This is a genomic window from Geodermatophilus poikilotrophus, assembly GCF_900111455.1.
GTDB classification, from domain to species: domain Bacteria; phylum Actinomycetota; class Actinomycetes; order Mycobacteriales; family Geodermatophilaceae; genus Geodermatophilus; species Geodermatophilus poikilotrophus.
The window spans coordinates 47,979-69,940 of sequence record NZ_FOIE01000001.1; the positions used below are offsets into that span (position 1 = coordinate 47,979).

19 protein-coding genes and 1 pseudogene are annotated in these 21,962 nt (G+C 68.0%); 11 read left to right on the plus strand and 9 right to left on the minus strand.

Annotated elements, in window-relative coordinates; genetic code table 11:
* Nucleotides 1-327 precede the first annotated feature (327 nt).
* Entirely contained in the window at nucleotides 328-1,191 is an 864-nt protein-coding gene (locus BMW27_RS24515; RefSeq protein ID WP_425431642.1) for a zinc-ribbon domain-containing protein, read from the plus strand.
* Between the two features lie 114 nt (nucleotides 1,192-1,305).
* Here the strand turns inward: BMW27_RS24515 and BMW27_RS24520 are convergent, their stop codons facing one another.
* The gene (locus BMW27_RS24520; protein ID WP_091437411.1) at nucleotides 1,306-1,908 is read right to left on the minus strand and encodes a hypothetical protein; all 603 of its coding nucleotides are present in this window, start codon (nucleotides 1,906-1,908) and stop codon (nucleotides 1,306-1,308) included.
* A gap of 1,110 nt (nucleotides 1,909-3,018) precedes the next feature.
* Here BMW27_RS24520 and BMW27_RS00250 point away from each other — a divergent pair.
* The gene (locus BMW27_RS00250) at nucleotides 3,019-4,515 is read left to right on the plus strand and encodes a hypothetical protein (protein ID WP_139206794.1); all 1,497 of its coding nucleotides are present in this window, start codon (nucleotides 3,019-3,021) and stop codon (nucleotides 4,513-4,515) included.
* Nucleotides 4,516-4,662: 147 nt separating this feature from the next.
* Here the strand turns inward: BMW27_RS00250 and BMW27_RS00255 are convergent, their stop codons facing one another.
* The 3 genes from BMW27_RS00255 to BMW27_RS00265 form a co-directional block, all read right to left on the minus strand.
* On the minus strand, nucleotides 4,663-6,495 hold the full coding sequence (locus BMW27_RS00255) for a serine/threonine-protein kinase (RefSeq protein ID WP_175486255.1): 1,833 nt from the start codon (nucleotides 6,493-6,495) through the stop codon (nucleotides 4,663-4,665).
* 912 nt (nucleotides 6,496-7,407) lie between these two features.
* Entirely contained in the window at nucleotides 7,408-8,016 is a 609-nt protein-coding gene (locus BMW27_RS00260) for a hypothetical protein (protein WP_091437419.1), read from the minus strand.
* A gap of 315 nt (nucleotides 8,017-8,331) precedes the next feature.
* Entirely contained in the window at nucleotides 8,332-8,868 is a 537-nt protein-coding gene (locus BMW27_RS00265; RefSeq protein ID WP_139206795.1) for a hypothetical protein, read from the minus strand.
* Nucleotides 8,869-8,947: 79 nt separating this feature from the next.
* Here BMW27_RS00265 and BMW27_RS24220 point away from each other — a divergent pair, with 79 nt between their 5' ends.
* Nucleotides 8,948-9,070, plus strand: a complete 123-nt coding sequence (locus tag BMW27_RS24220) for a hypothetical protein (RefSeq protein ID WP_281244733.1) — start codon at nucleotides 8,948-8,950, stop codon at nucleotides 9,068-9,070.
* 97 nt (nucleotides 9,071-9,167) lie between these two features.
* Here BMW27_RS24220 and BMW27_RS00270 read toward each other — a convergent pair whose 3' ends face one another.
* Entirely contained in the window at nucleotides 9,168-9,683 is a 516-nt protein-coding gene (locus BMW27_RS00270; protein WP_245743231.1) for a hypothetical protein, read from the minus strand.
* Between the two features lie 100 nt (nucleotides 9,684-9,783).
* Here BMW27_RS00270 and BMW27_RS00275 point away from each other — a divergent pair, with 100 nt between their 5' ends.
* Nucleotides 9,784-10,302 (plus strand): hypothetical protein, encoded by a 519-nt coding sequence (locus tag BMW27_RS00275; RefSeq protein WP_091437424.1) that lies wholly within the window; start codon nucleotides 9,784-9,786, stop codon nucleotides 10,300-10,302.
* Between the two features lie 65 nt (nucleotides 10,303-10,367).
* Here the strand turns inward: BMW27_RS00275 and BMW27_RS00280 are convergent, their stop codons facing one another.
* Both BMW27_RS00280 and BMW27_RS00285 read right to left on the minus strand, forming a co-directional pair.
* On the minus strand, nucleotides 10,368-10,715 hold the full coding sequence (locus BMW27_RS00280; RefSeq protein WP_091437426.1) for a histone-like nucleoid-structuring protein Lsr2: 348 nt from the start codon (nucleotides 10,713-10,715) through the stop codon (nucleotides 10,368-10,370).
* Nucleotides 10,716-10,897: 182 nt separating this feature from the next.
* Nucleotides 10,898-11,644 carry a hypothetical protein gene (locus BMW27_RS00285; protein WP_091437429.1) on the minus strand — a complete coding sequence of 249 codons (747 nt, stop codon included), beginning with the start codon at nucleotides 11,642-11,644 and terminating at the stop codon, nucleotides 10,898-10,900.
* A 2,252-nt stretch (nucleotides 11,645-13,896) separates the two neighbouring features.
* Here BMW27_RS00285 and BMW27_RS00295 point away from each other — a divergent pair.
* The 3 genes and pseudogenes from BMW27_RS00295 to BMW27_RS00305 all read left to right on the plus strand — a co-directional run bounded on the left by BMW27_RS00295 (nucleotide 13,897) and on the right by BMW27_RS00305 (nucleotide 15,976).
* Nucleotides 13,897-14,115, plus strand: a complete 219-nt coding sequence (locus tag BMW27_RS00295) for a hypothetical protein (RefSeq protein WP_091437436.1) — start codon at nucleotides 13,897-13,899, stop codon at nucleotides 14,113-14,115.
* A 258-nt stretch (nucleotides 14,116-14,373) separates the two neighbouring features.
* A pseudogene (locus BMW27_RS00300) lies at nucleotides 14,374-15,176 on the plus strand (transposase family protein).
* 18 nt (nucleotides 15,177-15,194) lie between these two features.
* Nucleotides 15,195-15,976 (plus strand): IS5 family transposase gene (locus BMW27_RS00305; RefSeq protein WP_245743291.1). Its coding sequence is split into 2 segments (ribosomal slippage): nucleotides 15,195-15,503 and nucleotides 15,506-15,976, totalling 780 coding nucleotides; the frame shifts between segments, so codons are not numbered across the junction.
* Between the two features lie 225 nt (nucleotides 15,977-16,201).
* Here BMW27_RS00305 and BMW27_RS00310 read toward each other — a convergent pair.
* Nucleotides 16,202-17,056: an alpha/beta fold hydrolase gene (locus BMW27_RS00310; protein ID WP_091437439.1), complete on the minus strand. Its 855-nt coding sequence runs from the start codon at nucleotides 17,054-17,056 to the stop codon at nucleotides 16,202-16,204.
* Between the two features lie 299 nt (nucleotides 17,057-17,355).
* Nucleotides 17,356-18,258, minus strand: a complete 903-nt coding sequence (locus BMW27_RS00315; RefSeq protein ID WP_175486256.1) for an alpha/beta fold hydrolase — start codon at nucleotides 18,256-18,258, stop codon at nucleotides 17,356-17,358.
* Nucleotides 18,259-18,596: 338 nt separating this feature from the next.
* On the opposite strand from BMW27_RS00315, the gene BMW27_RS00320 reads away from it, so the two are divergent.
* The 4 genes from BMW27_RS00320 (at nucleotide 18,597) to BMW27_RS00335 (ending at nucleotide 21,928) form a co-directional block, all read left to right on the plus strand.
* Nucleotides 18,597-19,193, plus strand: coding sequence for a TetR/AcrR family transcriptional regulator (locus BMW27_RS00320; protein ID WP_091437446.1), 597 nt, complete (start codon nucleotides 18,597-18,599; stop codon nucleotides 19,191-19,193).
* Nucleotides 19,183-20,694, plus strand: coding sequence for a glycosyltransferase (locus BMW27_RS00325; RefSeq protein ID WP_091437449.1), 1,512 nt, complete (start codon nucleotides 19,183-19,185; stop codon nucleotides 20,692-20,694). Before BMW27_RS00320 ends, BMW27_RS00325 begins: the two co-directional genes overlap by 11 nt.
* Nucleotides 20,691-21,344, plus strand: a complete 654-nt coding sequence (locus tag BMW27_RS00330) for a hypothetical protein (protein WP_091437452.1) — start codon at nucleotides 20,691-20,693, stop codon at nucleotides 21,342-21,344. Before BMW27_RS00325 ends, BMW27_RS00330 begins: the two co-directional genes overlap by 4 nt.
* Before the next feature lie 62 nt (nucleotides 21,345-21,406).
* Entirely contained in the window at nucleotides 21,407-21,928 is a 522-nt protein-coding gene (locus BMW27_RS00335) for a hypothetical protein (RefSeq protein ID WP_139206796.1), read from the plus strand.
* Nucleotides 21,929-21,962 lie beyond the last annotated feature (34 nt).

The following is a 21,962-nucleotide window of genomic DNA, read 5'->3' on the forward strand; positions in this document are numbered from 1 at the left end:
CGCGTCCCGCGACGAGCGGAAGTCGCACGCGATGCGGGCCCATGACTACATCCGCGTCCGGCCGTGCTCACTGCCGCCCGTCGTGGCACCCACGGTGGCTGTCGCCGAGGAGTGCGAAGACCCGTACGTGTGGGCGGCGGCGCTCGCGCCGGTCCTCACCGCCCGGGGGCTTGCCTGGCAGGGCCTGACGCCGTTCAAGCAGGCGGCCGCCCTGGCGGCAGCGTTCGATGTGTGGCGGGCGGAGACGTCGGCGCGACCTGTGCCCTCCGCCGTCGATGCCGCCCCGGCACTGCTGGAGGAGTTCGTCGGCACCGCACCTGCGAGGGTGTGTCCCTGGATTGGCTCAGCCCGAGCGCGAAGGACAAGTGCGACTGGCGCTGTGCGGCGTGCGGACACACCTGGGTCTCCTCCGTGGCCTCCCGCGCCCGGATGGGCACCGGCTGCCCGGTCTGCAGCCGGGTGCGCACGGACGCGGCCTCCCGCGCCCGGTCCCTGCCCGGCGTGGGCGAGTCGCTGGCTGACCTGCACCCGCAGGTCGCCGCCGAGTTCCTCCACTGCGACCGCGACCCCACCCGGACGCCCTCCTCTCTCCGGCCGCAGAGCAACCTGTGCTGCACCTGGCGCTGCAGCCGCTGTGAGCATGAGTACTCCGCCTCACCGGCGGGGCGGGTCCGCGGGCGCGGATGTGCCACGTGCGGCCGCGAGCGCACCCGCCGGGCGCGGGCAACGGCGGCACCGGGCGCTGCTCTGCGCGACCTCCATCCGGCGATTGCCGCCGAACTGCTGGAGTGCCTTGACGGGGCCGGCCTGACCGCCGCGCAGTTGCACCCCCGCTCGAACAAGCGGTGCCGGTGGCGCTGTCCCGCGTGCGGGCACACTTGGGACGCGCTGGTTGCGACGCGGACCGCCGGCAACGGGTGCCCCGACTGCGGCCGCCGGCGCAGCGGGGCCAGCCGAGCCACGGCCCCCCGCGGTCTGGCGTTGGCCGACATGTTCCCCGCACTGGCGGCCGAGTTCGTCGCGAACGAGACCAACGCGGCACGGACTCCCGTCACCCTCAAGCCGGGCAGCCACGACCGGTGCCGCTGGCGATGCGTCACCTGCACCGGCGAGTGGGTCACCGCTTTGAAGAACCGCACCCGCAACGGAACCGGATGCCCGCACTGTCACCGGACGGCCAAAGCGCGATGATGAAAAGCTCACTCGTCGAATGACAGATAACGCGTAGGAGCGAGGTTCGCTGCGGGCGTCGCCGCGAACGGGCGCCGGCACGGCCCGGGCGCCCGGACGACGCAGGACTGGCCGTTATCTGCCATCGCCGCCGCGGCCGGCCCCGTCCTGAACGGCGATGTAGGAGTGGTCCCCCTCGACCTCGAGGTCGAACACGTACCCGCCCTCGCAGGGCTCCTCGACGACCTGGCGGACTTTTCCGCCACAGGTGGTTCTCGTCCTGAGCGCTGCGGCAGTCCCGCAGCTTGTGCCCGGTGATGTACTGCTGCTTGAGGCGGCTGCGCACCGCCCGAAGGCCTGTGGTGACCCGCTCCCCACATCCGCATCGGCAGGTACCTCTCGCGCGTCTCCTCCTCGCGCTCCGACGGCAGCGTTACGTTCCAGCGGTCCTGGCGGGTTGCAGGGTGCCGGTTCACCGAAGGTTCCGAGCCGACTATGGCCGGCCGCCGGCCGAGGCCGACGGCGATGGCGTGCATGTCCAGCGCCAGTCGGGCCGCGACGGTGATGCCGTCCCGACTCGCGTGGTTGCTGCGGACCCGCACGTTTCCATCCCCGTCGTACCAACCGCCCAGCACGCCAGCGAGGAACGCGGCGTCGCCCGCGGTGACGTGCTCGGACAGGTGCTTGTCGCCATGCCTGGTGGTCCCCAGGACGAGCCGCCCGAACAGCAGTCGCCACGCCTTGCCGTACAGGACGACGTCACGATGCCGTTGGGCCGCGGCTGAGCACGCCCCTCAGCCCCGAGCGCCTCCTTGATGAGTGCCACTGTCTCCGGGGCGAGCGTGTCCTGCTCATGTGAGCCGTAGGTCCATGCCACCTTGTTCGCGGTCGTGCTCCCCTCCGCGGCGTAGAGGCCGAGCAGCCGGCCCAGCCCCGCAGTCATGGGCAGCCGTGGGGGCAGAGCCTCCACAACGGACTCGACGGCACTCGTCATGCCGTAGTGGGTGACCGTGCGGGAACCGCGGGTGGAGGGTCGCACCTCCTGTGAAATCCGACGGGAGTGTCGCGATGTCCGGGGAGCCTCACCCGGTCAGGCGTCCGGGAAACGACACGACTCTCCAGATAACGACACTCTGGAGCTTGTGGTGAACGGGGTGGTGGCCGGCTTCGAACCCGCTGATCGTCGCGGCGCCGGGTCCGCCACAATCGTGGCGCGGCGTCGGCGCAGCATCCACGGGGGTCAGGGCCAGTTGGGCGAGTTCGTGAAGCAGGAGCGGATACGCCTTGAGCTGGGGCCGGAGCAGCTGGCGCTCGCGGTCTCAGATGGCGACCTGGACCAACTGTCGATCGCCATGCGGGCCGCCAGCAGCATGTGGGGCGGGCGTCGGTTCCCCATCGTGGCGATCAGCACGGACGGTGAGGTCACCGACGCGGGAACGGGCCGACAGCTCCTTGACGTCCTTCAGGTAACGACCCTCATCGATTTCACCGGAGCTCTGGTTCCCGGCGGGACGGTGCCGTCGGACAGTCGGCAGATTCCCGTCGTTCCTGCCCGGCCCCTAGAGGACGCCACTCAATGGAGTCCCTCGACGTTGGTCAGCCACACGCTCGCGGACCTCGACGGAAAGCGGCTGGTCGAAGCTCCGACTGACAGCCCGTTTCTGGTGGCGGCCGTCGGTCGGCTGGCCTGTCGTTCAGAGCTCGACTCGTGGGCCGAGTTCGGAGCCGAGGTCCACCCGGTCTCGGACACCGACTTCGTGCAGGCGCAGCTCAGCGGGGAGCGTCATCGACGTGACGCGGCACGGTCTGCCCACGATGGCGGTGTCTGCTCCTTTCGCGGAGTCGCCGATGTTGGTCTACGTAACCGGGGCCGAGCCGTCTTTCACAGACCTGCTGTGGTTCTGGAACGCGCGCGCCATGCGGCCCGGCGAAGAGGGAGTCGACCTGCTGCTGGGCGTCGAGCATGTCCTGCCCAATGCGGATGTGCTCAAGGAACTCGTCCACCGAACTGCTCGGGGCACTCCTTCCCTGTCGTTGGTCAGCATGTCCGTGCCGGCGGACGAGCTCCGAGGGCTGCTCTCCGTCATTGGCATCCCCGAGCATGAGGGCACCAAGTGGACGGAGCAGAGGTTCGGAAAGGCGCCCGTGGAGCCGACCGCCGTAGTGAACGGCGACCCTCGAGGTGGCTGGTTCGGCGAGCGCGAGGTCGGCGCGGTCACCGACGTGACCACCGCGCTTTACCGCCCCGGCACTACGGTGGCGTTCGAGAGCCCGTTGCCGGTCGCCCCGAGGTTCGTCGGCCAGCGCACCGATCTGCGACTGCGGTCCCAGCTCTTCGACGTCCCCCGCCGACCTGCTGTCGCCCCTCTGTTCCACCAGAACGCCAACTGGGTCGGCGGCGCCTTACGCCTGCGCTCGGCGCTGTTGCCGCGCTACGAACTGAACCTCCGGCTACCCGGGCCAGACCAGATTCTGGACGCCGCCGTCGCGTTGCCGTACCGAGCCTCAGACAAGGCGCGCCAGCTGCGGGCCGTCCTGGCGCGTGAAGGTGGATCGCTTGACCTTTACCGCGATCCGGTGGTGCTCTCCGTCATCGAGGCGCTCAGCCCGATCGACAGCCGGGACCTCAAGCGCTCCCTCGCCCAGCTCGGGAAGCTCGATGAGCCCGATCGAGAGCTCATCCTGGCCGCAGTGGCATCGGTGAAGGAGCCCGACCTCCGTGCGCTGGACGAGGTCCGAACGCTCTTGAAGCCTCCGGCGCCGACGGGAGTGACGGCCAAGCGCGTCGCCGAAGCCCTCGGCGAACTGGTGGACCGAGCCCACGTCCACCGCGGGCTGCGCGCCGACTGCACCCTGTGCGATACCCGTGAGCTCCGGCAGCTGACCGAGGCCGCCGCCGCGCCGACGTGCCGGGCCTGTCGGGCGCCCGCCGCCTACGCCGCCGGAGCGCGTGGTGAGCCCGCGATGTACTACCGGCTCTCCCCGGTTATGCGGCTCATCAGTGCCAACGGTGGCCTTCCCGTCCTCGCCGCCGCGGCCGTGCTCCAAGCCGAGGGCGTCCACCTGCTCGCGGGCGCCGAAGCCACCAGCGACGGCGAGGACTTCGAAGTTGATCTCTTGGGCTGGGGCCGCACGAAGGTGCTGGCCGGGGAGGTGAAGAGGCGAGCAGCCCGCCTGGCGGACGTCGAGAACGATGTCAGGAACAGCGCACGATTCGGCGCCGATGTTCACATCGCCGCGGCGTTGGGCATCATCGACGATGACCTGCGCGCTCAGCTCAGTACCGCCTGCGCCGCCGAAGGCCTGGAGCTTCGAGTTCTCGACGCGTCGCAGTTGCTTGTGTAAGCGCGGCGGCCCTGCGACGCACCGAAGGGGTGACGTTCGCCGGCATCGGGTCCAGGGGCCGGTCGGTCGGCCAACACGCCTGGGTCGGCTGCTCGTGCCGTGGACCGATGAAGCATCAGTCCCGCACTGAGTCGCCGCCTGGACCCGTCAGGAGCGGCGCCAACTGCCGGCCGGGTTTTTCTCCGGGAGCATTGACGGCCGGAACAGCTCGCCCTTGACCGCGGCGCCGAACCAGCCGATCCAGCGGTCCACGAACTCGTCGGTCTCTCCGGGAACCAGCTTTGTGAACGGCCACGCCACCTGGGTGGAGGTCATGGCCGCGGACACGGCGCCTTGCGCCTCACTGCCGGGGGGAAGCGCGAACGGCTCCTGCGGACGGCTCCCCCCCAGGGTCCAGAACGCCGTCTCGAACCAGCCGTACTCACCCGCTCGCTGCGCGTCGCAGTACCACAGCGAGTGGCTGCGCCCTTCCCAGCCGGCGCGGTTGCGAGGAGCCACGACGCTTACCGTTGCATGTGCGATGACGTCGAACGGCCACCGCGGGTGACTGTCCTTGACCGCCTGCGACGCGGAAAGGCCAAACCGAGCCCCGCCCATCTCGACATGCCAGCCGCCGTCATCCCGCCGCTTCACCGGGATGCCGGGCGCCTCGCCGAGGACGATTGAAAGCAGGGTCGTCGAGACACCCTCGAGGATTCGGCTGGCAGCGTCGGCAAGGTCGCGCCGGCGCTCCTGCTCCGTCATGGTGCGCGACTCCGCTGCCTCTGCCGCCGCCCGCTGCTCGGACTGCTGCCGGTACGCCTCAGCGAGGGTCGAGAGCCCTGGTGCAGTACTCGGAGCCCCTGCCCGCTGAAGACGGTTCAGGAGGCTCGATGGCGTCGGCCGGGCCTGCTGCGGCTTCGCCAGACAGTCCTGGACGATCGCGCCCAGCTGCGGGGAGACACCCTCGAGCCGCGGCGGCGCGCCCTGCAGGTGCTGCTCCCGGAAGTCGAACACCTCCGGACCGGGGAACGGCCGCTCCCCAGCGAGCAGCTCGAAGGCCATGACACCCACGGCGTAGACGTCGGTCGCGGACGACGCGCGCTCCATCCTCCACTGCTCAGGCGCCGCGTACTGCTTGGTCCAGGAGTACTTCCGGGTGTCTGGTGCCGTGGACGCCTCGGAGTACCGGGAGATGCCGAAGTCAGCCAAGCACCACGTGTCGTTGAGGCGCATGACGTTCTCCGGCTTGATGTCACGGTGCACCACGCGGCCGTCCAGATCCGCAAGGGCGGTCACCACGTCGGTCAAGACAGTCAGCGCCTCCTCGGCAGCCAGGGCGCCACCCGCATCGACCAGTCGCTCCCGGAGCGTCACGTCCGCCCTCGGCATCACCATGACGAAGGAGCCGTCGATCTCGCCGACGTCGAGCACCGGGACGACATTCCGGACCTCGTCCGGGTTGGCGAACAGCAACTCGCGGTCCGCCCCTGGCTCCTTCGGGACCAGCTTCACGACCACGGAACTGCCATCATCCCCGGTCGCTGCGTACACCTGACCGAAGCCGCCCCTTTTGAGCGGCTCGCCGAGCACCCAGCGGCGCTTCAGCTGAATGACGTTGTCCACCGTGACTGCCTCCGCGTTCCGTTCGGGGACGCCGTCCGCCCCGTGCCGTCGCATCCAGTACTCCGCGAGATCGTGGACGCCGGCGTAGGGCCGCGCACGCCGATCCACCCGGAGCTGCCAGGAGTCCGCCGACCGGCTGTGGCTCCCAGTCCACGGCTCGGTGGCCAGCAGCAGGCCGGACTGCCGAGCGACGTCCCGAGCACCAACTGGGTCCATGCCAAGTTCGCCGGCGACCTGGTCGACGGTGAGCACGGGCTCGCCGCCGGACGGGTCAACGTCCCGCTCGGCGGCCGCCGCGAGCCGCGCCGCAGCCACCACCACGTCGATCGCCGGGCTAGTGCCGGTGCACGACGCTGCGCCGGCCAGGGTCAGCATCAGCTGACCGTCGTCCCTGGGTGGCGCCGCGCCCTCGGGCCGGCCCCCCAGCAGGAGGTCGGTGGGCGTACGGCTGATGACCGTGTCGATGGGGACGTTGTGATGGTGGTACATCGCGCGGTCAACGCGCTCGTAGGTGGCCAGTGGTCGCCCGCCGTGAGCAGGTCCCACACGGTCTGGAGGAGCAGCGCGACTTCTCCGTCCGAGGGCACGGGTAGCCCCGGCACCCCGTTGGCCGCCCTCATGACTTCCCCCTCGCGAAATGGCCGGTCGCCCTTGCGTCAGGAAGCCCGGCCGAGCACAGCGTCTTCCTCTTCCTCTGACTCGGTGCCGCCGTCCGGCGTGACGCCGCATGCAGGATGCCACCCCGCACCGACAGGAGCGATCGGCGCAGCAGGCGGGCCGTCAGGGACATGCAGACGCGCGGCCATCGTCTTGTCGCCTGAGAGGGCCCTTGCCCGGGCAGCTGTGCCGGCGTGGTTGCAGTTCTGGTTGCAGTTGCGCGTGTTCGCTCCGGTGCATCAGCGTCTGCGGTCGTACGAACGGGCACGTCAAGTGGCCTACGGAACGGTCGGGAACCGCTGCGAACGCGATCATGACGGCCTGGCAGTGTGGGATCGAGTCCGGGCCCTCTTCAATTGTCGGTGTTCGAGGGGAACTTCGACTCCGCCACGTGGGCCTTGCCCACCAGTTGCCGCCGCAGCGGGGGAGCGGTCCCCTTGTCGTCGTCCGCGCTGCCTTGGGTGTTCCTGCCTCCACTAGGCCCTCAAGTCTCAGTGGGGATGGGCACAGATTACTCGTCTGGGACTGCCTCGGACGAAGACGACGCGCGACGGCATCCGTCAGGATGCCCCGACCGGGCAGGCGGCCGCGGCGGCCAGGAACTCGCCTTGCCTCTGGGCGTCGAGGCAACTATGCCTTCAGGTGTCCCGCCTGGCGCAGGTCGACGATGAGCTGCTGCAGGGCGCGCACGATCAGAATCCGGTGGCTGACCCACGCCGACGCGCTGATCAGGCACTCGTCCCGGGAGATGTGCCGCAAGACCCATTGCTTGTCCAGGTCGTTGTGCCAGACGTAGGCGTCGAACCACCGCTCGGCGATCTCCACGTCGGTCAGCCGGGTCTGCTCATCGACCCCGGGGCCAGCGACCATGACGATCCAGCGCTCCCCCCCGAGCAGCTCGTTCACCTGGCGTCGGACTTCCCGGATCAGATCCCGCACCGGCTCGGGCGCGTCCATCAGAAGCAACCCCAGGGCGGTGAGGACCTTGCCGATCTGGACCGGCTCCTTCTGCAGGACGGTGACCGGCCGGAGCATCACGGCGGCCTCGATCAGCTCGGGCACGGGCAGGTGAAACCGCTCGATGCGATGCTCCCGCTGGCCGACTCGGACCAGGATGTTCATGGTCGACCCAACGGTGGCCAGGTCCTCGCGCTGCGCGGCGGCGGTTTCCATGATCGCCTCGGCCCGGCCGGCGAAGGCGGCCAGCGTGCGCCGCGCAGCCTCCGGGTTCCCCGCCATGCGGTCACCGTAGGACCGACCACCGGCGCCGTCCGCGGGTGCGCCGGCACTTCATATCCAGGGGCGTGCGAAGTCCCTGCCGATCTGCTGGTTCAGGTCGAAGACGCCGTCGTCGACGAGCTTCTTGCCGTTCCACCACAGTCGGGGGCCGCATGACAGCTCTGTGCATACCGCAGCCGGGTGACCGTGCCCTTGTAGGTCGCGATGGGCGGCGGCATCCACCGGCGCCGGCCGACGATGACGCCGGTGCGCTGGAGACCGGGGACAGGCGCTGCGAGCGCGGTCGGCATCAAAGGACGGGGAGGGGCGCGAACCTCAATTGCGCCCGACGAGTGACACGACTTCGTCGTACGACACCTCCGTCGGCCTCGACAGCGTGGCCAGGTGCGCCGCGAGTCGTTCGATCCGCTCCTCGTTGCAACTCGCCCAGGCCATGATGCTGGCGGCGACGTCGTCGGCCGAGCCCCCGATGAGCGCGTGGAACTCGGCTGCGGTGATCGCGCCCAGCCGTCCGGCGCCCTTGAGCCAGTACTCGACGTCCTTGTCGTAGGCGCCGTACATGCCGTGGCCGATCAGCTGCTCCTCGGCCAGCGTGCCCGCAGCGCAGAACCGGAAGCTGGTCGCTGTGTCGGGGAGGACCCAGGTAGCTGGGTCCTCGCTCGGCATCTTCGCCTCTGCTGTGACACGGCTCAGACCACCGTTGACGCTCGGCCCGGCACCTTCGGCGTACAGGTAGATGCACTCGAAGCGGATGTCGTTGTCCACGGCGGCTACCGCATGCGCGGCCTCGTGGATGTAACCGTGCCACTCAAGGTCCTGCCCGGAGCACTCGCACACCTCGATGTCCTCCACGTCCCTCAGTCTGCCGGGACCCTCGCGGGCCCCGTAGTCCGCGTTGCGGGGACCCACCGGCCAGGACGTCCTTCCCGGTGTGGCTGCGCCGGCCCGGTCAGAAGCGGAGTTCTGCGCGTTGAACACCTACCTGCTGGCCAGCGAGATCGTGCGCCTCCACTCCGTTCCCGCCGAGGACCGGGAACCGCTGAAGGAGAGCTGATCCGGCGGTCCGGGCTCCGCGAGGCCCGGCGGCCGCCGTCGTCAGGGCCGATGCCGACCCGCATCATGCAGCGCCGCCGCGGGCCCGATGCTCCGGCTCAGCCGATGAGCCCGTCACGTTCGGCGTCCAGTGCGGCCTCATCTCGGGCCTCGAGACCACCGAGGGGGGCGTCGACGGCGAGCATCTCGCGGTGCACCGCCGCCACGTCGACGGCGGTCGCGAAGAAGGCCGCTCGCAGCCGGGCGATGGCCCGGTCGGCGGCGGCGATGTCGGCGGCCGTGTCCGGCCACAGGTTCCACACCGTCCAGCTGAGCTCGGCCCACTCGGCGAAGACGTCTCCGGTGCCGGTCTCCAGGTCGGTGTCGGACAGCGGCTGGAGGGCGGTGGCGAGCAGCGGCAGGGCGTGCCACAGGTACTCCTGCCAGGCGTCGAGGAAGCGGTAGGCGACCGTCATCGCCGCCGGGTAGCCCTCGGACATCCGCGCGTACGGCAGGGCGGCGTTCTGCCGGGCGCCGTCGCGTTGGTCGAACCGGCTCTGCGGTCCGGTCCAGTGCAGCCGCACTGGCCGGACCTCCACCGGTGGGGGCACCACCAACTCGGGGTCGACGGGCACGGTCGGCACGGTAGGAGATGCCGCCGACAGCGACCCCGGTTGTCCACAGGGTCGGCACCGAGGCGCTACCGGGCCAGCGCGTCGGCCGCAGTTCCAGAAGATGCTGAGGCTGCCGATCGACCCCGAGAGCATCCTGGCGGAGGCCCGCGGCTTCGGGCTGGGCATGACCCTGGCACACCAGCATCTGAAGCAGCTGCCGACTGAGCTGCGCGAGGCCGTGCTCGCCAACGCCCGGACCAAGGTGGTCTTCCAGACCACGGCCCACGATGCCGCGATCTTCTCCCGGGAGTTCGGCGTAGGCGTCACTGACAAAGACCTCATGCACCTCGGCAAGTACGAGGCTCTGGCCCGCGTGGCGACGGGCGACGGGGTGAGTGCGCCCCTGACCCTGACAGCCACCGAGCCGGCCAAGTCGGCCGAGACGGCGAAGTGGGTGCGCTACGTGTCCCGGCAGAACTACGGGCGGCCTGTTGAAGAGGTCGTTCGTGAGATGGAGGAACGGCGAAGGCCGGAGCTGACGCCGGCACGGCCCCGTCCGAAGGTCAGCGGCGGCGGGGGAGAGGACGTATGGGACGCCGAGACGCTTGAAGCCCTCAGGACGCGCGTTGATGCGTCCTGAGGGCTCCCGGCCGGTCAAACCGCTTGAAGACGCTTTATACGGCGCGTCCACGTAACGGCGTCAGGTCAGTTGCCGGCGGCCTTGAACTGGTCGATGACGCTCTGCGGGATGCGGCCCCGCGCCGACAGCTCGACCTTGTTGGCCTTGGCCCACTCACGAACGGCCTGAGGACTGACTTCCGACTTGCTGGCGGTCCGGCTCGGTTTGCTGGCGGTGGACTTTTGACCGCCGGTCTTGCGGGCAGCCCGGACGTAGCGCGAGAACGCCTCCCGGAGCTCGTCGGCGTGCTCGTCGGTCAGGTCGAGCTCGTAGGCCGTGCCGTCAAGACCAAACTGCACGGTCTGGCCGGCGCCCTTCTCGATGACGGTCTCGTCCAGGTCGTCGACCAGGCGGACGACGGTCTGCTGTGCCATTGCTACTCCTTCGGTAGATCTTGACTGCAGCATAGGCATCGGCAGGCGGTGCACAATAGTTGAGACCTGCACGTAACGATTGTCAGGAATCGCTACACAGACCGTAACACCGGCCTTGCAGCCTGCGATGCTTGTTGATGCGTTAGCCCGTGGCCAGGGTCGGTTCAGGCTGCGACCCGTGTCTACGACGCCTGCACAGCGCTGTAGAGACTCGTCGTGGGCGCCCCGTTGCTACCGCGTCTCTTGAGACGTCCTGTGTAACGCGACTCTTCCAGCGCCTGCGCAAGCCGTAGGCCGGCCCGCTGATACCTCACGAGAGCATCGACGAAGATGTCCTGCATGTTCCCCATGGACGCTGCGCTAGGGTGATCAAACAGATACTTGAGGATCCTATGAATTTCCTGAGCGTTGAGCTGCGCGATCGCGACCGATACCGGCGGCTCAAAGTTGTTTAAGATGGGGGCAAGACTCTGATATGCCGACTTATAACTCTCAACTATGTAACCAAGGAACTTCTCTGGGTGCATCCCCTGCTTGTCCATCTCGGCCCAGTTGACCGAAGAAAGCAGCCTCTCCAAGTTGTCCGCGCTGGTGCTCGTCGGCGCGTCGATAGCTGGATTGCAGATGAGGAACAGGTGCTGCACAATCTGAACGGGGCTGTACACAAGCTCCTCTAGCTCAGTTCCGGCTGCTACGTAGTACCCCTGGAGGGCCTTCGCCCGCGGCCGCTCCACGATCAGCCAGTTGAAGATGTAAGCCCCAACATAGGCGAAGGCCAGCTCGGACACACCTATTCCGAGCTCCTGACCCCAGGGGACTACCTCGTCGATGTCCGACAAGGTGGTAACAGTCAGGGCCCCGAGGCCGGCCGGGATGAGCAGGGCTTCGGGGATGTGACGCTTGGCCCAGGCGAGCATCAGCCGAGCCACGGGAGTTGTCGTTGCTCCATGCCACGATCCTGCCGCAACGCCCCAGACCGAAGTGGGCGGCACGAGCTAAACGGGGGAAGCTTTCATGTCAGCCTGGGAGATACCGCTAGCGGCGCTGCAGAGCTATGGCTTGACTGTGGCGGTCATCCTGCCTATCGCCGTGACCAGCTACATGGCCGAAAGCCTGATCCTCCCACTGCTTGTGCCGCATCCGAGACTGAAGCGTCGTTCGCGGGGTCGCAGGGGACGGAAGATGGCCGTCGCGCTTGTGCGGTGGGGAGCTGCGGTCGTCGTGGTAGCGGCCGGAGCTCTCACGACTATCCTCTTCGGCTTGCTCGCGGCTGGTATTTCTCAAACGACCTTGCGGGTACTTGCGATCTGCTGCTTGGTGGCCGTGGCATTCGAAGTCGTCCATATAGTGCTGACCGTTCGCAGCGCTCGGCGAGGGGCGCGACTCTGTGCTGGTGATGAGGTGTGGAAGGCTAGGTCGAAAGAAGCTAGAAACAACTGGCATGTCCTTACCTTTGCCATGCCGTTACGTGCCCAGGACCTATTTTGGGTGGGGCTTGCAGTGCCATTTGCGCTCGTCTACCCGCTAACCGTATTCGCCCGTCAGCAAGCTGAGTCGAATGACTCTAGACCGGTTTCCCGACAGTTGGCGCTGTACGGGGGCATAATCATAGTATTGATTTTGTCTGCCTTGTTGCTCTGGCTGCTCGACCGCGCCACGCCGCGACTAACGCTCGCTCGCTGGGCTGCCGACGCAATGATCAGCCCTCGCTGGCTTGGACGTAGCCCGCGACCACCGCTAGGTCCACGGGTTGCTCTCCTGCTCGAGCTATGCGTTCGGCGACGTTCCAGGCGCTTGCCCACCGCACTCAGAGACCATTTCCTCTCTACTAGTGGCAAGCTGATCGAGATACTAAGAATTGCCGAAGCTCAGCAGAACACTCGGCACCAGGCGGGCCGAACTATGCGGCAGGCATTGCAACTCAGTGCTCGGTTAGCGAATTCCAAAGATCACTCCGAGGCTACGCGCATAGTTGACGACTGGCTGAAGGAGCGCGGACTCGCGGATGCAGTCCCGGCGCCCCTGCCGAGTAGACGTCGACTCCCCACCGTTCAATCTGTAGGAGAAGTCACAGAAACTGCCAAGAAGGTGCTCGTACTGGTAGGTGGACTTGTGGCGGCAATAGTTTTACTTATCAACGGCGCGGGATTAGACAAGGTCCTCAGCCAGCTTAAGTGAGACGCCTAACCGCACTCGGCGTGAACGATATGAGGGTCGAGGACTGGGACGAGTGAAGACGTCGCCTAGGGCTTTTTAGGCACTTGAGTGAGCCCACTGGTCGACCCTGAGGACTGTCACCGCCCCGGTACGCTCGGTGCATGCTGGTCGCAGCCGAGGCAGCTTCCCTGGCCCCATGGTGGGGCACCCCCGCCTTTACGTTCGCCGGCGTCCTGCTGGGTGGCGTCGTCACGCAGCTCGCCAAGATCTACATTATCAAGCGCTCGCCTCAGGTCAGGTGTCCGGGAACCGGGTCAGGCTCCGGACATCACCCGGCGCGGGTCGACTCCACGTCGGTTCCCCGCTGCCGAGGCAGCCGCTGCAACGTCGTTCGGATCCGGTTCCTGGCGCTTCGGGGCGTCGTCGGCCAGCCTCTAGTCTCGTGCCTCAATCGTGCCTTAAGCACCGGTCAAACCCAGTGGTCAGCGGTCAATAGGGGTCAACACTGCTAAGGCACGGAAAGAGCGCCACTGCCGGCTGAGCTGCGCAAACGGGCATCCGAGCTGGTCAAGACGTGGAGCGGGTGACGGGAATTTCGCTGGCGCGCCGAGGGCGAGGCCGGGCGCGACTACCCGCAGGACCTGTGGCCGGTCGGGTCGGTCGGCCGGGCCGATGCCGCGCCCGGGGCGCTGCAGTACGCGAACACGCTGCCGGTGCTGCTGGTCAACAGGGCAGACTGGTCCAAGGCCATCGTGTGCTGTGTCCTTCCGCGAGAACCATTGGCGTGGTCTCGCTGACCATCACACGATGGCCCCTTCGCGTGGTCCTCCACACGAGCGGTGACCTGGACTTACACCACCAGCGGGGACGTCACCCGATCAGATCCGTGAAGGCTCGCCGGCAAGCAGATGATCACTATCAGCGCTCCGCCCCGGAACTCCCATGAACCCACCACCGGCTTCCCGCTGTGGGTCTCCGACTTGGTCCCGGCTGCACGCATGACCTGACCGCCGCCCGGGAGCAGGTGCTGCCCCGGCTGTATCCGCACGCCGTCCGCGGATTGTCGGTGCTGAGCGACCGGGACGACATCGGTGCCGGCGCCGGCATCCGCACACCGGCCGAAGGCGGCAACGCCCTACTCGGCCGCTGGCGCGCCCCGGACCGTGTGACGGTCTGTCCGCAGCGGATCAAGGCGATTGTCGCCGCCGCTCTCGTCCTGATTATACTCGACCGCGGCCAGTGAGTAGACCTCACTAAGAAGACGTTGCAGAAGTACGTCGTCGGGCTTTGTTCGGTTCTGGCGGCTCGGCGCAGGCTGCAGGCATGTTGTTGTCGGCGTCTTCCTTGCCGCCCCGGCTGATCAGTGAGGTTTTCTCACCAGCATTGCCGGCTTGACTGACGTCGTCGCTGGTCGTGGCCGGGGTGGAAGAACAGGGCGCGGGCTCTCGGGGTTAAAGATCGACTCGCCAAAGACCGATCTCCTCTTCCCCGGGAGCCCGCTGTGTCTCATCGTGCCAGCCTGGATGTGTCCGCACCGGTGTTGAAGGCGGTGACCGGCTGGATCGCCCGGGACCGCCGTCGGCCGGGGACCCGTCCGGCGCAGCGGGTCGGCACGGTGCACGCTCAAGTCGTGCTGGCGCTGCGCTGGCTGCGCCACCGTCTGGATGTGCGCACCCTGGCCGCAGACGCCGGGGTCAGCATCGCCACCGCCTACCGCTACCTGCACGAAGCGCTCGACGTGATCGCCGCGCACGCTCCCGCCCTGGGCGCCGTGCTGACCCATGCGCGCGCCGCCGGCCTGCCCTTCCTCTGCCTGGACGGCACGCTGATCCCGACCGACCGGGTGGCCGCCCACGCCGAGCGCGGCCATCACCTGTGGTCTCCGGCGAACACCACGCCTTTGGCGGCAGCGTGCAGGTCATCTGCGACCCCGGTGGCTTCCCGCTGTGGGTCTCCGACGTCCGGCCCGGCTCGACCCACGATCTGACCGCCGCCCGCGAGCTGGTCCTGCCGGCGCTGTACCCGCACGCCGCCCGCGGGCTGCCCGTGCTGGCCGACAAGGGCTACCCCGGTGCCGGCATCGGGGTGCACGTCCCGATCAAGCACCAGCCCGACGGGCCGCTGCACGCCGACAACCGCTGCTACAACCGACTGATCACCGCACTACGCGCACCCGCCGAACGAGGCCATGCCCTGCTCGGCCGCTGGCGCGCTCTCGACCGGGTCACCGTCAGCCCGCACCGCATCGGCGCAATCGCCGCCGCCGCATTGGTGCTCACCTCACTCGACCGCGGAACCAGGTGAGAAAACCTCAGTGACGAGCTGTGGGCGCTGGTCGAGCCGCTGATCCCGCCACAGCCGCCGGCGGTGCACGGCCGCACCGGCCGCCCGCGCGTGTCCGACCGCGATGTGCTCGAGGGCATCGCCTTCGTGCTGTCCACCGGCATCGGCTGGACCAAGCTGCCCGCCGAGCTGGGCTACGGCTCGGGCTGGACCTGCTGGCGCCGGCTGCACGAGTGGGCCGAGGCCGGCGTGTTCGACCGCGTCCACCAGACCGTGCTCGACCGCCTCGGTGAGCAAGGCGAGCTGGACTGGTCACGGGCGGCCCTGGACTCGGTCAGCGTCCGGGCTAAAAGGGGGGTGCGCTGACCGGCCCGAACCCCACCGACCGCGGCAAGGCCGGCAGCAAGTACCACCTGCTCGTCGACGCGCACGGACTGCCGCTCAACGTGCTGGTCTCGGCGGCCAACCGGCACGACAGCCTGTTCGTCGAACCGATCCTGGACTCGATGCCGGCAATCAGGATCGGTGGCCGCGGCCATCCCCGTCGGCGGCCGGTCAAGCTGCACGGCGACAAGGGCTACGACAACCCTCGCGTGCGCCGGTACCTGCGCCGCCGCGGCATCACCGCCCGCATCGCCCGCATCGGCGTCGACTCCAGCCAGCGGCTCGGCCGGCACCGCTGGGTGGTCGAGCGCACCCTGGGCTGGCTGCTGTCCTACAACCGTCTCGCCCTGCGCTACGACCGCACCGCCACGACAATCATCGCCCTGGTCCGCCTTGCCGTCGTCCTCATCTGTGCCCCACGCCTAACCACGGACTAATGCAACGTCTTGTAAGGGCTGGTCGCGGCTTCTGCCGACTTTGCAAACCTTTCCGTCCATGGCTTATAGGATGATTGTCGCGCTATTGAACCTGAACAAGCGGTCAGTCGAACGGAAGGATCCCGTTGGTGTGCTGGGCTGTACACGAGTGTGCGCAGTCTTCTGAGGCGCGCATGGCGGGCCACGTGGTGATCGGTCGGCGATGAACAACTGCCGTCGTGACGGTCAGGCGAGTAGGTGCTCAAGGTACGGCTTCTGCGGCACAAGGTGACCCCGTCCTGCAAGGCACTCGATACGTCCGGGTTGCTGCAGTGCTTGAAGACGCCTCGCAGCGCCTGGCCCATCCAGCATGCGATCTCTTTCTCCTAGCACCACGGTGAGCGCCTGCGGCAGTCGGCGCAACGCCTCGTCCGAGAACGTTGGAATGGCATCGGTGCGCGGCTTGAAGTGACGGAAGGTAGCCAGGGCGAGTGCTCCAAGGTCTTCGTGAAACGGCGAGGACCACGCGGGGGCGTTGGGCCCTAGGAGGTACGCCAAGGCACGCCTGCGTCCCGCGTCGCCGAGGGTGCTCAACAACACGGCAATGAGAAGTGGACCCACTCTTCGGGCGCCGATCCCGCTCGGAGAGAACAGCGCAAGCTCCTGCACGTTGACCGGGAAGGACGAGGCATAGTCCATCGCGACCCAGGCTCCCAAAGACACACCCACCACGACGGCCCGCTCGGCCCCGAGTGCGGACGTCACCTCGTGCAGCCAGCCCGCATGGGTACCGGGTTGGAGAGCGAGACGCTCGGAGGTGCTTAGCCCGCTCTCGCCGGGAAGATCGACGGCGTGCACGCGGTAGCTGCGGCTGAACTCGCGCATCTCCGGCGCCCACGACGCTGCCACTGACCCCGACCCGGCGAGCAGGATGATAGGCGAACCTTCAACGGGTCCGGCTGACAGAACGAAGGTCGACCCGGCACTGGTCGAGATTATGTGCGACTCGGCGAAAGGCAGGTGAGTCTTGATGAGTCGCCGGTAGGAATCGTGAACCTCTCGAGCGCCGGCCGCTGAACGAAACTGCGTAGCTTGGCTCATCGGCTAACGACCTCCTTTCGGGAAGGTGCAGGGGCGATGACGTCGTGGCAGCGATGGAGCGGACCGAACCCGCGAAGTGAAGAATTCGCAACCACGAAGGTGGGTCCACCCTCCACCTCGGGCCTGCTCGCGGGTTGCATGCCGGCGGAGTCGGAAGGGGAGTGACCGGCGTAGACATCGCGTCCTTCAGTGCGAACTCCAGTTCTCCACCTAGTGAAAGAGGAGGTCATCAAGAGGGTCCGGAATGAAGGGTTTCGGAGCACGGAGCCGGCGTTCGTGGACGCGGGCATTGTGGTCGATCAGATTCTCCGCTGGGCTTGATGGCGACCGCTCGGACGCGGCCGCTCGAGGGCGTGTTCGCGGACGACCGCAGCGACAGCTGCTGGGTTGTCTTCGTGAACGAGGTGTGAGGCGTCGGGGATGACGACGTCGCGGGCATCCGGGATGAGTTTGGCGAGGCGCTGGTTGATGCGTCGCTGGAAGTGGGCAGTGTGCTCGCCACGGATCAGCTGGGCGGAGACCCGGAGCGCCCTTGCCTGGTCGGCCGTGAAGGTCGGGAGACCGGATCGCAGAAGTGTTGCGCGGTGCGCGGCCACGTTGTCCAGCATTTGGTGTCGACGGGCGGTCGAGATGCGTGCAAAGGCCTCAGTTCCTAGGACGCCTTTGCCGAACGCGTCGAGCGCCTTTTCGTCGTCTCCCTCCTTGAATGCTTTGGTGGCCGGCCCGATGGCGCCGGCACCGAACTTCACGAAGGCTGCGAAGGCCCCTGGCGCCGTGACGAGCAGCTTGATCAACTCTGCTGGAGCCGGCGGAAGAGTCCGCACGAAGATCGACACGACCGGTGGTTCCTCGAGCGAGAGGCTGCGGACCAGGTCCGGCCTGCTGGCCGCCGCTAGGAGCGCGATGAAGGCACCCGACGAGTTGCCCAGCAGGTGCACTCGACCCAGTTCCTGGCTCTCGATCAGCGCGATGAGGTCCTGGACGTGGACGTCGAAGGGGTCGTCCCCTCCGTCCGCGATGGGACTGTTGGGGTGGGCGTACCTCCGGCTGTAACTGACGACCTTGAACGAGTCCGCGAGCAGACCCTCGAGCGGTTCCCAGGAACGGATGTCGCTGATATTCGCGTGGACGAGGACGAGTGGTTCGCCCTTTCCGGAGACTCGGTAGGCCAGGCGCTCGCCTCGGATGCTGAGGGTGGGCATGTCACTCCTCGTGTCGCTGGTATGTCGTGTCGGACGGTCGGACGACGCGGAGCGTCCGGTCCGACCGCGTGGTGTCTGCCGGCACCGAGGGTTCCTGGCTCTTCGGTGCCAACTGAGCGCAGCGCGCGGCGCCGCCATCGACCGCTTGCGCAACCCGGCGCACCGCTTGAGTGACACTCAAGCAATCAGCTTGATCGGTTGTCAAGCATCCGCGCGGTTCGCGTCGCGGTCCCGCCTACGCCCCGGCGTGCCTGAGGCGGAGCAACGAGTTGGCTTGACAGTGACTCAGGACTCACGCTTGACTGTCACTCAACCGCGAGCGAGGACGGTGGTGTGGCATGGGGGCAAGGGCCGACGAAGTCGCGGCGACCAGGGAGCGGATTGCGCGCGCGGCGCAGGGGTTGCTGCTGGCGCGGCCGTACGAGGACATCACATTGGCTGACATCGCCACCGGCGCAGGTGTCTCCCACCAGACCGTGCTGAACCACTTCGACTCGAAGGAGGGAGCTGCTGTGGCCGCCCTCGAGCTGCTGAGGTCGGAGATCCAGGGGTTGCGCAGGTCAGTGCGGCACGGCAGTGCGTCCCACGTCGTCGAGGTCCTGGTCGAGCAGTACGAGCAATTCGGTGACCTGAACGTTCGTTGGGCAATGTCGGCTGAACGTCTCGGGCGCCTCGCGTTGCTCCTCGACCAGGCTCGCGCGGGCCATCGCATCTGGTTGGAGACGGTTTTCGGGACCCTTCTGCCTGATGCGCCGACAGCCCGGCGTCGCTGCCTCAACGCCTTGCACGCAGCCACCGACGTCTATACCTGGAAGTTGCTGCGTCGGGATCTGCTGCTGAGCCGAGCCGAGACCACTCGCACGATGAAGGCGTTGGTTGGCGGCGTCCTGGAGCCCCACCGCGGCGACGACGAGAAGGCCGTCGATGAACACTGAGGACCTGGTCGCCGGCGCCTTCCGCTGCAACGCCGGCTCCACGGACGCGCTGGCCGAGGCCGCTCGCGCAGGCGAATCAGTGCCGACCTCCACGCCGATGGGGCTTCTGCTGTGCGCGATGCCGTTGGTCGGACATGTGACGCCCCTGCTCCCGCTGGCGCGAGAGCTCGTGGGACGCGGCCACACCGTGCACTTCTACACCGGAGCTCGCTTCCGCGAGCAGGTCGAGAACACCGGCGCTCAGTTCGAGACGATGTCGGACGCTCTCGACCCGGGCAAGCGACCACTGGAAAGCTTCCTGCCCGAGCTGCGCGAGCTCACCGGCATCGCTCAGTTGAAGTACGCGCTCAAGCGCTTCTTCATCGACTCTGGGCACGGTCAAGTCAGCGACCTGCGGCGCATCGTGCCCCGCGTACAACCCCACGCGCTGGTGGTCGACTCCTCGTTCCGCGGCGCGGCACTCCTCCACGAGCTCGGCGAGGGGCCGCCCTGGGTAGCGGTCAACATCTTCCCGCTGATGCTCTCCAGCCGGGACACCGCACCGTTTGGACCCGGGTTCCTGCCCATGCCTGGTCGCCTCGGGCGACTCCGCAACGCGGTCCTGCAGGAGCTCGCCGCCCGCATCCTCATGCGCGACGTGGTCCTACATGCCAATGCCCAGCGGGCGACCCTCGGCCTGCCGCCTCGAACAGAGCTCGTCTTCGACGCCGCTCTCTCTCCGTTCCTCTACCTGCAAGCCGGGGTCGCGTCGCTGGAATACCCGCGCTCGGACCTGGCTCCCCAGGTCCACTTCGTCGGCCCGATGACCGATCCACCGTCCGGCGACCCCCAGGACCTGCCGCCGTGGTGGGAGGACCTCGTGTCCAGCGACCGACCAGTCATCCACATCACGCAAGGAACGGCGAACACCGATCCTGAGGAGCTGCTAATCCCGGCCCTGCGAGCGCTGGCCGACGAGAACGTCCTCGTCGTGGCGACCACAGGCGGCCCGGGAATCGACACCTTGGGGCCCCTACCCGCGAATGCCCGAGCTGCCCAGTTCATCCCACACGCCGCGCTCCTCCCGCACATCGGGGTCATGGTCACCAACGGCGGGTACGGCGGCGTGCTCAGAGCGCTCGCGCACGGCATCCCGCTCGTGGTAGCCGGCGCGACCCAGGACAAGCCCGAGGTCGCCAACCGGGTGCAGTTCGCCAGGGCCGGGGTCAATCTCCGCACGGGAACGCCGACACAAGCGGCCATCCGGCAGGCGGTTCGCCGAGTGCTCACCGACCCGAGCTTCCGGCGTGGAGCCCAGGCGATCGCAGATGACATCGCCCGTCATCGCGGCGCTCGAGCCGCCGCAGATCTCATCGGATCCCTGGTCGCCACTGGCCGTCCCGTCCACCGATCACCTGCGGTCACCAGCGACCCAGTGCCTGACCAACACCCGCGCCGCGGCACACGCAAGAGGGCGATCCGTCAGGCAGCCCGACGCCAGGCTGGAGGAGCATCACGATGACTTCCACCGAAGCGACATCGCCGTCCACCAGCACTCGGCGAGTCGGGGCACTCGGCTTCATCGGCGCCCTGGGCGTGGGCGCGGGTCTGCTAGGGGCGCTGCACGCCGTGTTGCTGATTACCTACCTGCCAGCGGTCGCCGACGGGAGCTACAGCTTCCCCTTCCCACCCGGGGCGTTCCTGGTGTCCCAGGGCTTCCTCGCTGCGCGTGACGTCGCGCTCGCCGTCCTCATCGCCGGCCTCCTCTGGACGCCGATGGCGCGCAGCCGGGTCGCCCGAGTGGGCCTCGCAGGTGGCGCCGTCTCAATGCTGCTGCTGGCGGCACTGGAGATCGTCTCGGTCGCAGTCGACGACACCGTCGACCCGGGGGGGTGGTACGGCCTCGCCTCCTTCGGCGTGGGAGTCGCCCTCACCATGGCCGGTGTCTCGGCGGCGCGGACACCGGCCCGCTCTGCGACGCTCCGCCTCCTGCCGCTCTTCATCGGCCTCTACGTCTTCGCCGTTCTCACGCCCGGCATCCTGGCCGGCTTCAGAGCCGGTCAGGTCGTGATCGCCGGGTGGATGTTGCTCTTCGCCCGTGTTGGCTGGGCGCTGCTCACCACATCCCGAAGCTCGACCCGGCAGCCGGACCAGCTTCTCGAGGCGGCGTGATGAGGACCGTCGTTGTCGGAGCCCTGGTGGGTCTCACGTGGTCCGCCAGTCTTCGCGGCTGGATGGTCAACCTCGCCGGCGACGAATCCACGTTCACCTGGACAGGTACCTTTCTCTGCCTCCTGCTCCCAGGCGCCATCGTGGGCGGTCTGCTCGGGCGAGCCCTCGACCTGCAACGAGCGGGCAGACAACCACGGTGGCTCACGCTCGCACCGTTCATCTTCCCGCTCGGGCCCCTCATGATCCCGGGCGCTCTCGGGCACCTGTTCAAAACGGGCGAGGGCAGCGCATCGATCATCATGGTCCTGCTGGCGATGCTGGCCGGTCGATCGCTGTCCGGTCGCGGGCGGCTGGTCGCACGGGTCCCCGCCGGCATCATCGGCTTCGCCTTGGTGCCGCTGCTACTCAGCTCGGCCCGCACCCCGCAGGAGACCTGGGCGGCCACACTGTTCGCCAGCCTGTTCGTGGTGCTCGCCCTCGCCTGCTCGGTGCCGATGCGCGCTGTCAACCCCTCTGGACACCCCGTCGCGGAACACCCCACGCAGTCAACCAGCACGCGAACTGTGGATCGGCGACAGGCATAGCACAAGGGTCCAGGTGCCTATGCAGGGGCTCGTG

Coding starts and splice junctions, on each gene's coding strand:
- BMW27_RS00250 (WP_139206794.1), top strand. CDS start 3,019: ATGTTGGTCTACGTAACCGGGGCCGAGCCGTCTTTCACAGACCTGCTG.
- BMW27_RS00255 (WP_175486255.1), bottom strand. CDS start 6,495: ATGCTGACCCTGGCCGGCGCAGCGTCGTGCACCGGCACTAGCCCGGCG.
- BMW27_RS00260 (WP_091437419.1), bottom strand. CDS start 8,016: ATGGCGGGGAACCCGGAGGCTGCGCGGCGCACGCTGGCCGCCTTCGCC.
- BMW27_RS00275 (WP_091437424.1), top strand. CDS start 9,784: ATGCTGAGGCTGCCGATCGACCCCGAGAGCATCCTGGCGGAGGCCCGC.
- BMW27_RS00280 (WP_091437426.1), bottom strand. CDS start 10,715: ATGGCACAGCAGACCGTCGTCCGCCTGGTCGACGACCTGGACGAGACC.
- BMW27_RS00310 (WP_091437439.1), bottom strand. CDS start 17,056: ATGAGCCAAGCTACGCAGTTTCGTTCAGCGGCCGGCGCTCGAGAGGTT.
- BMW27_RS00315 (WP_175486256.1), bottom strand. CDS start 18,258: ATGCCCACCCTCAGCATCCGAGGCGAGCGCCTGGCCTACCGAGTCTCC.
- BMW27_RS00320 (WP_091437446.1), top strand. CDS start 18,597: ATGGGGGCAAGGGCCGACGAAGTCGCGGCGACCAGGGAGCGGATTGCG.
- BMW27_RS00325 (WP_091437449.1), top strand. CDS start 19,183: ATGAACACTGAGGACCTGGTCGCCGGCGCCTTCCGCTGCAACGCCGGC.
- BMW27_RS00330 (WP_091437452.1), top strand. CDS start 20,691: ATGACTTCCACCGAAGCGACATCGCCGTCCACCAGCACTCGGCGAGTC.
- BMW27_RS00335 (WP_139206796.1), top strand. CDS start 21,407: ATGGTCAACCTCGCCGGCGACGAATCCACGTTCACCTGGACAGGTACC.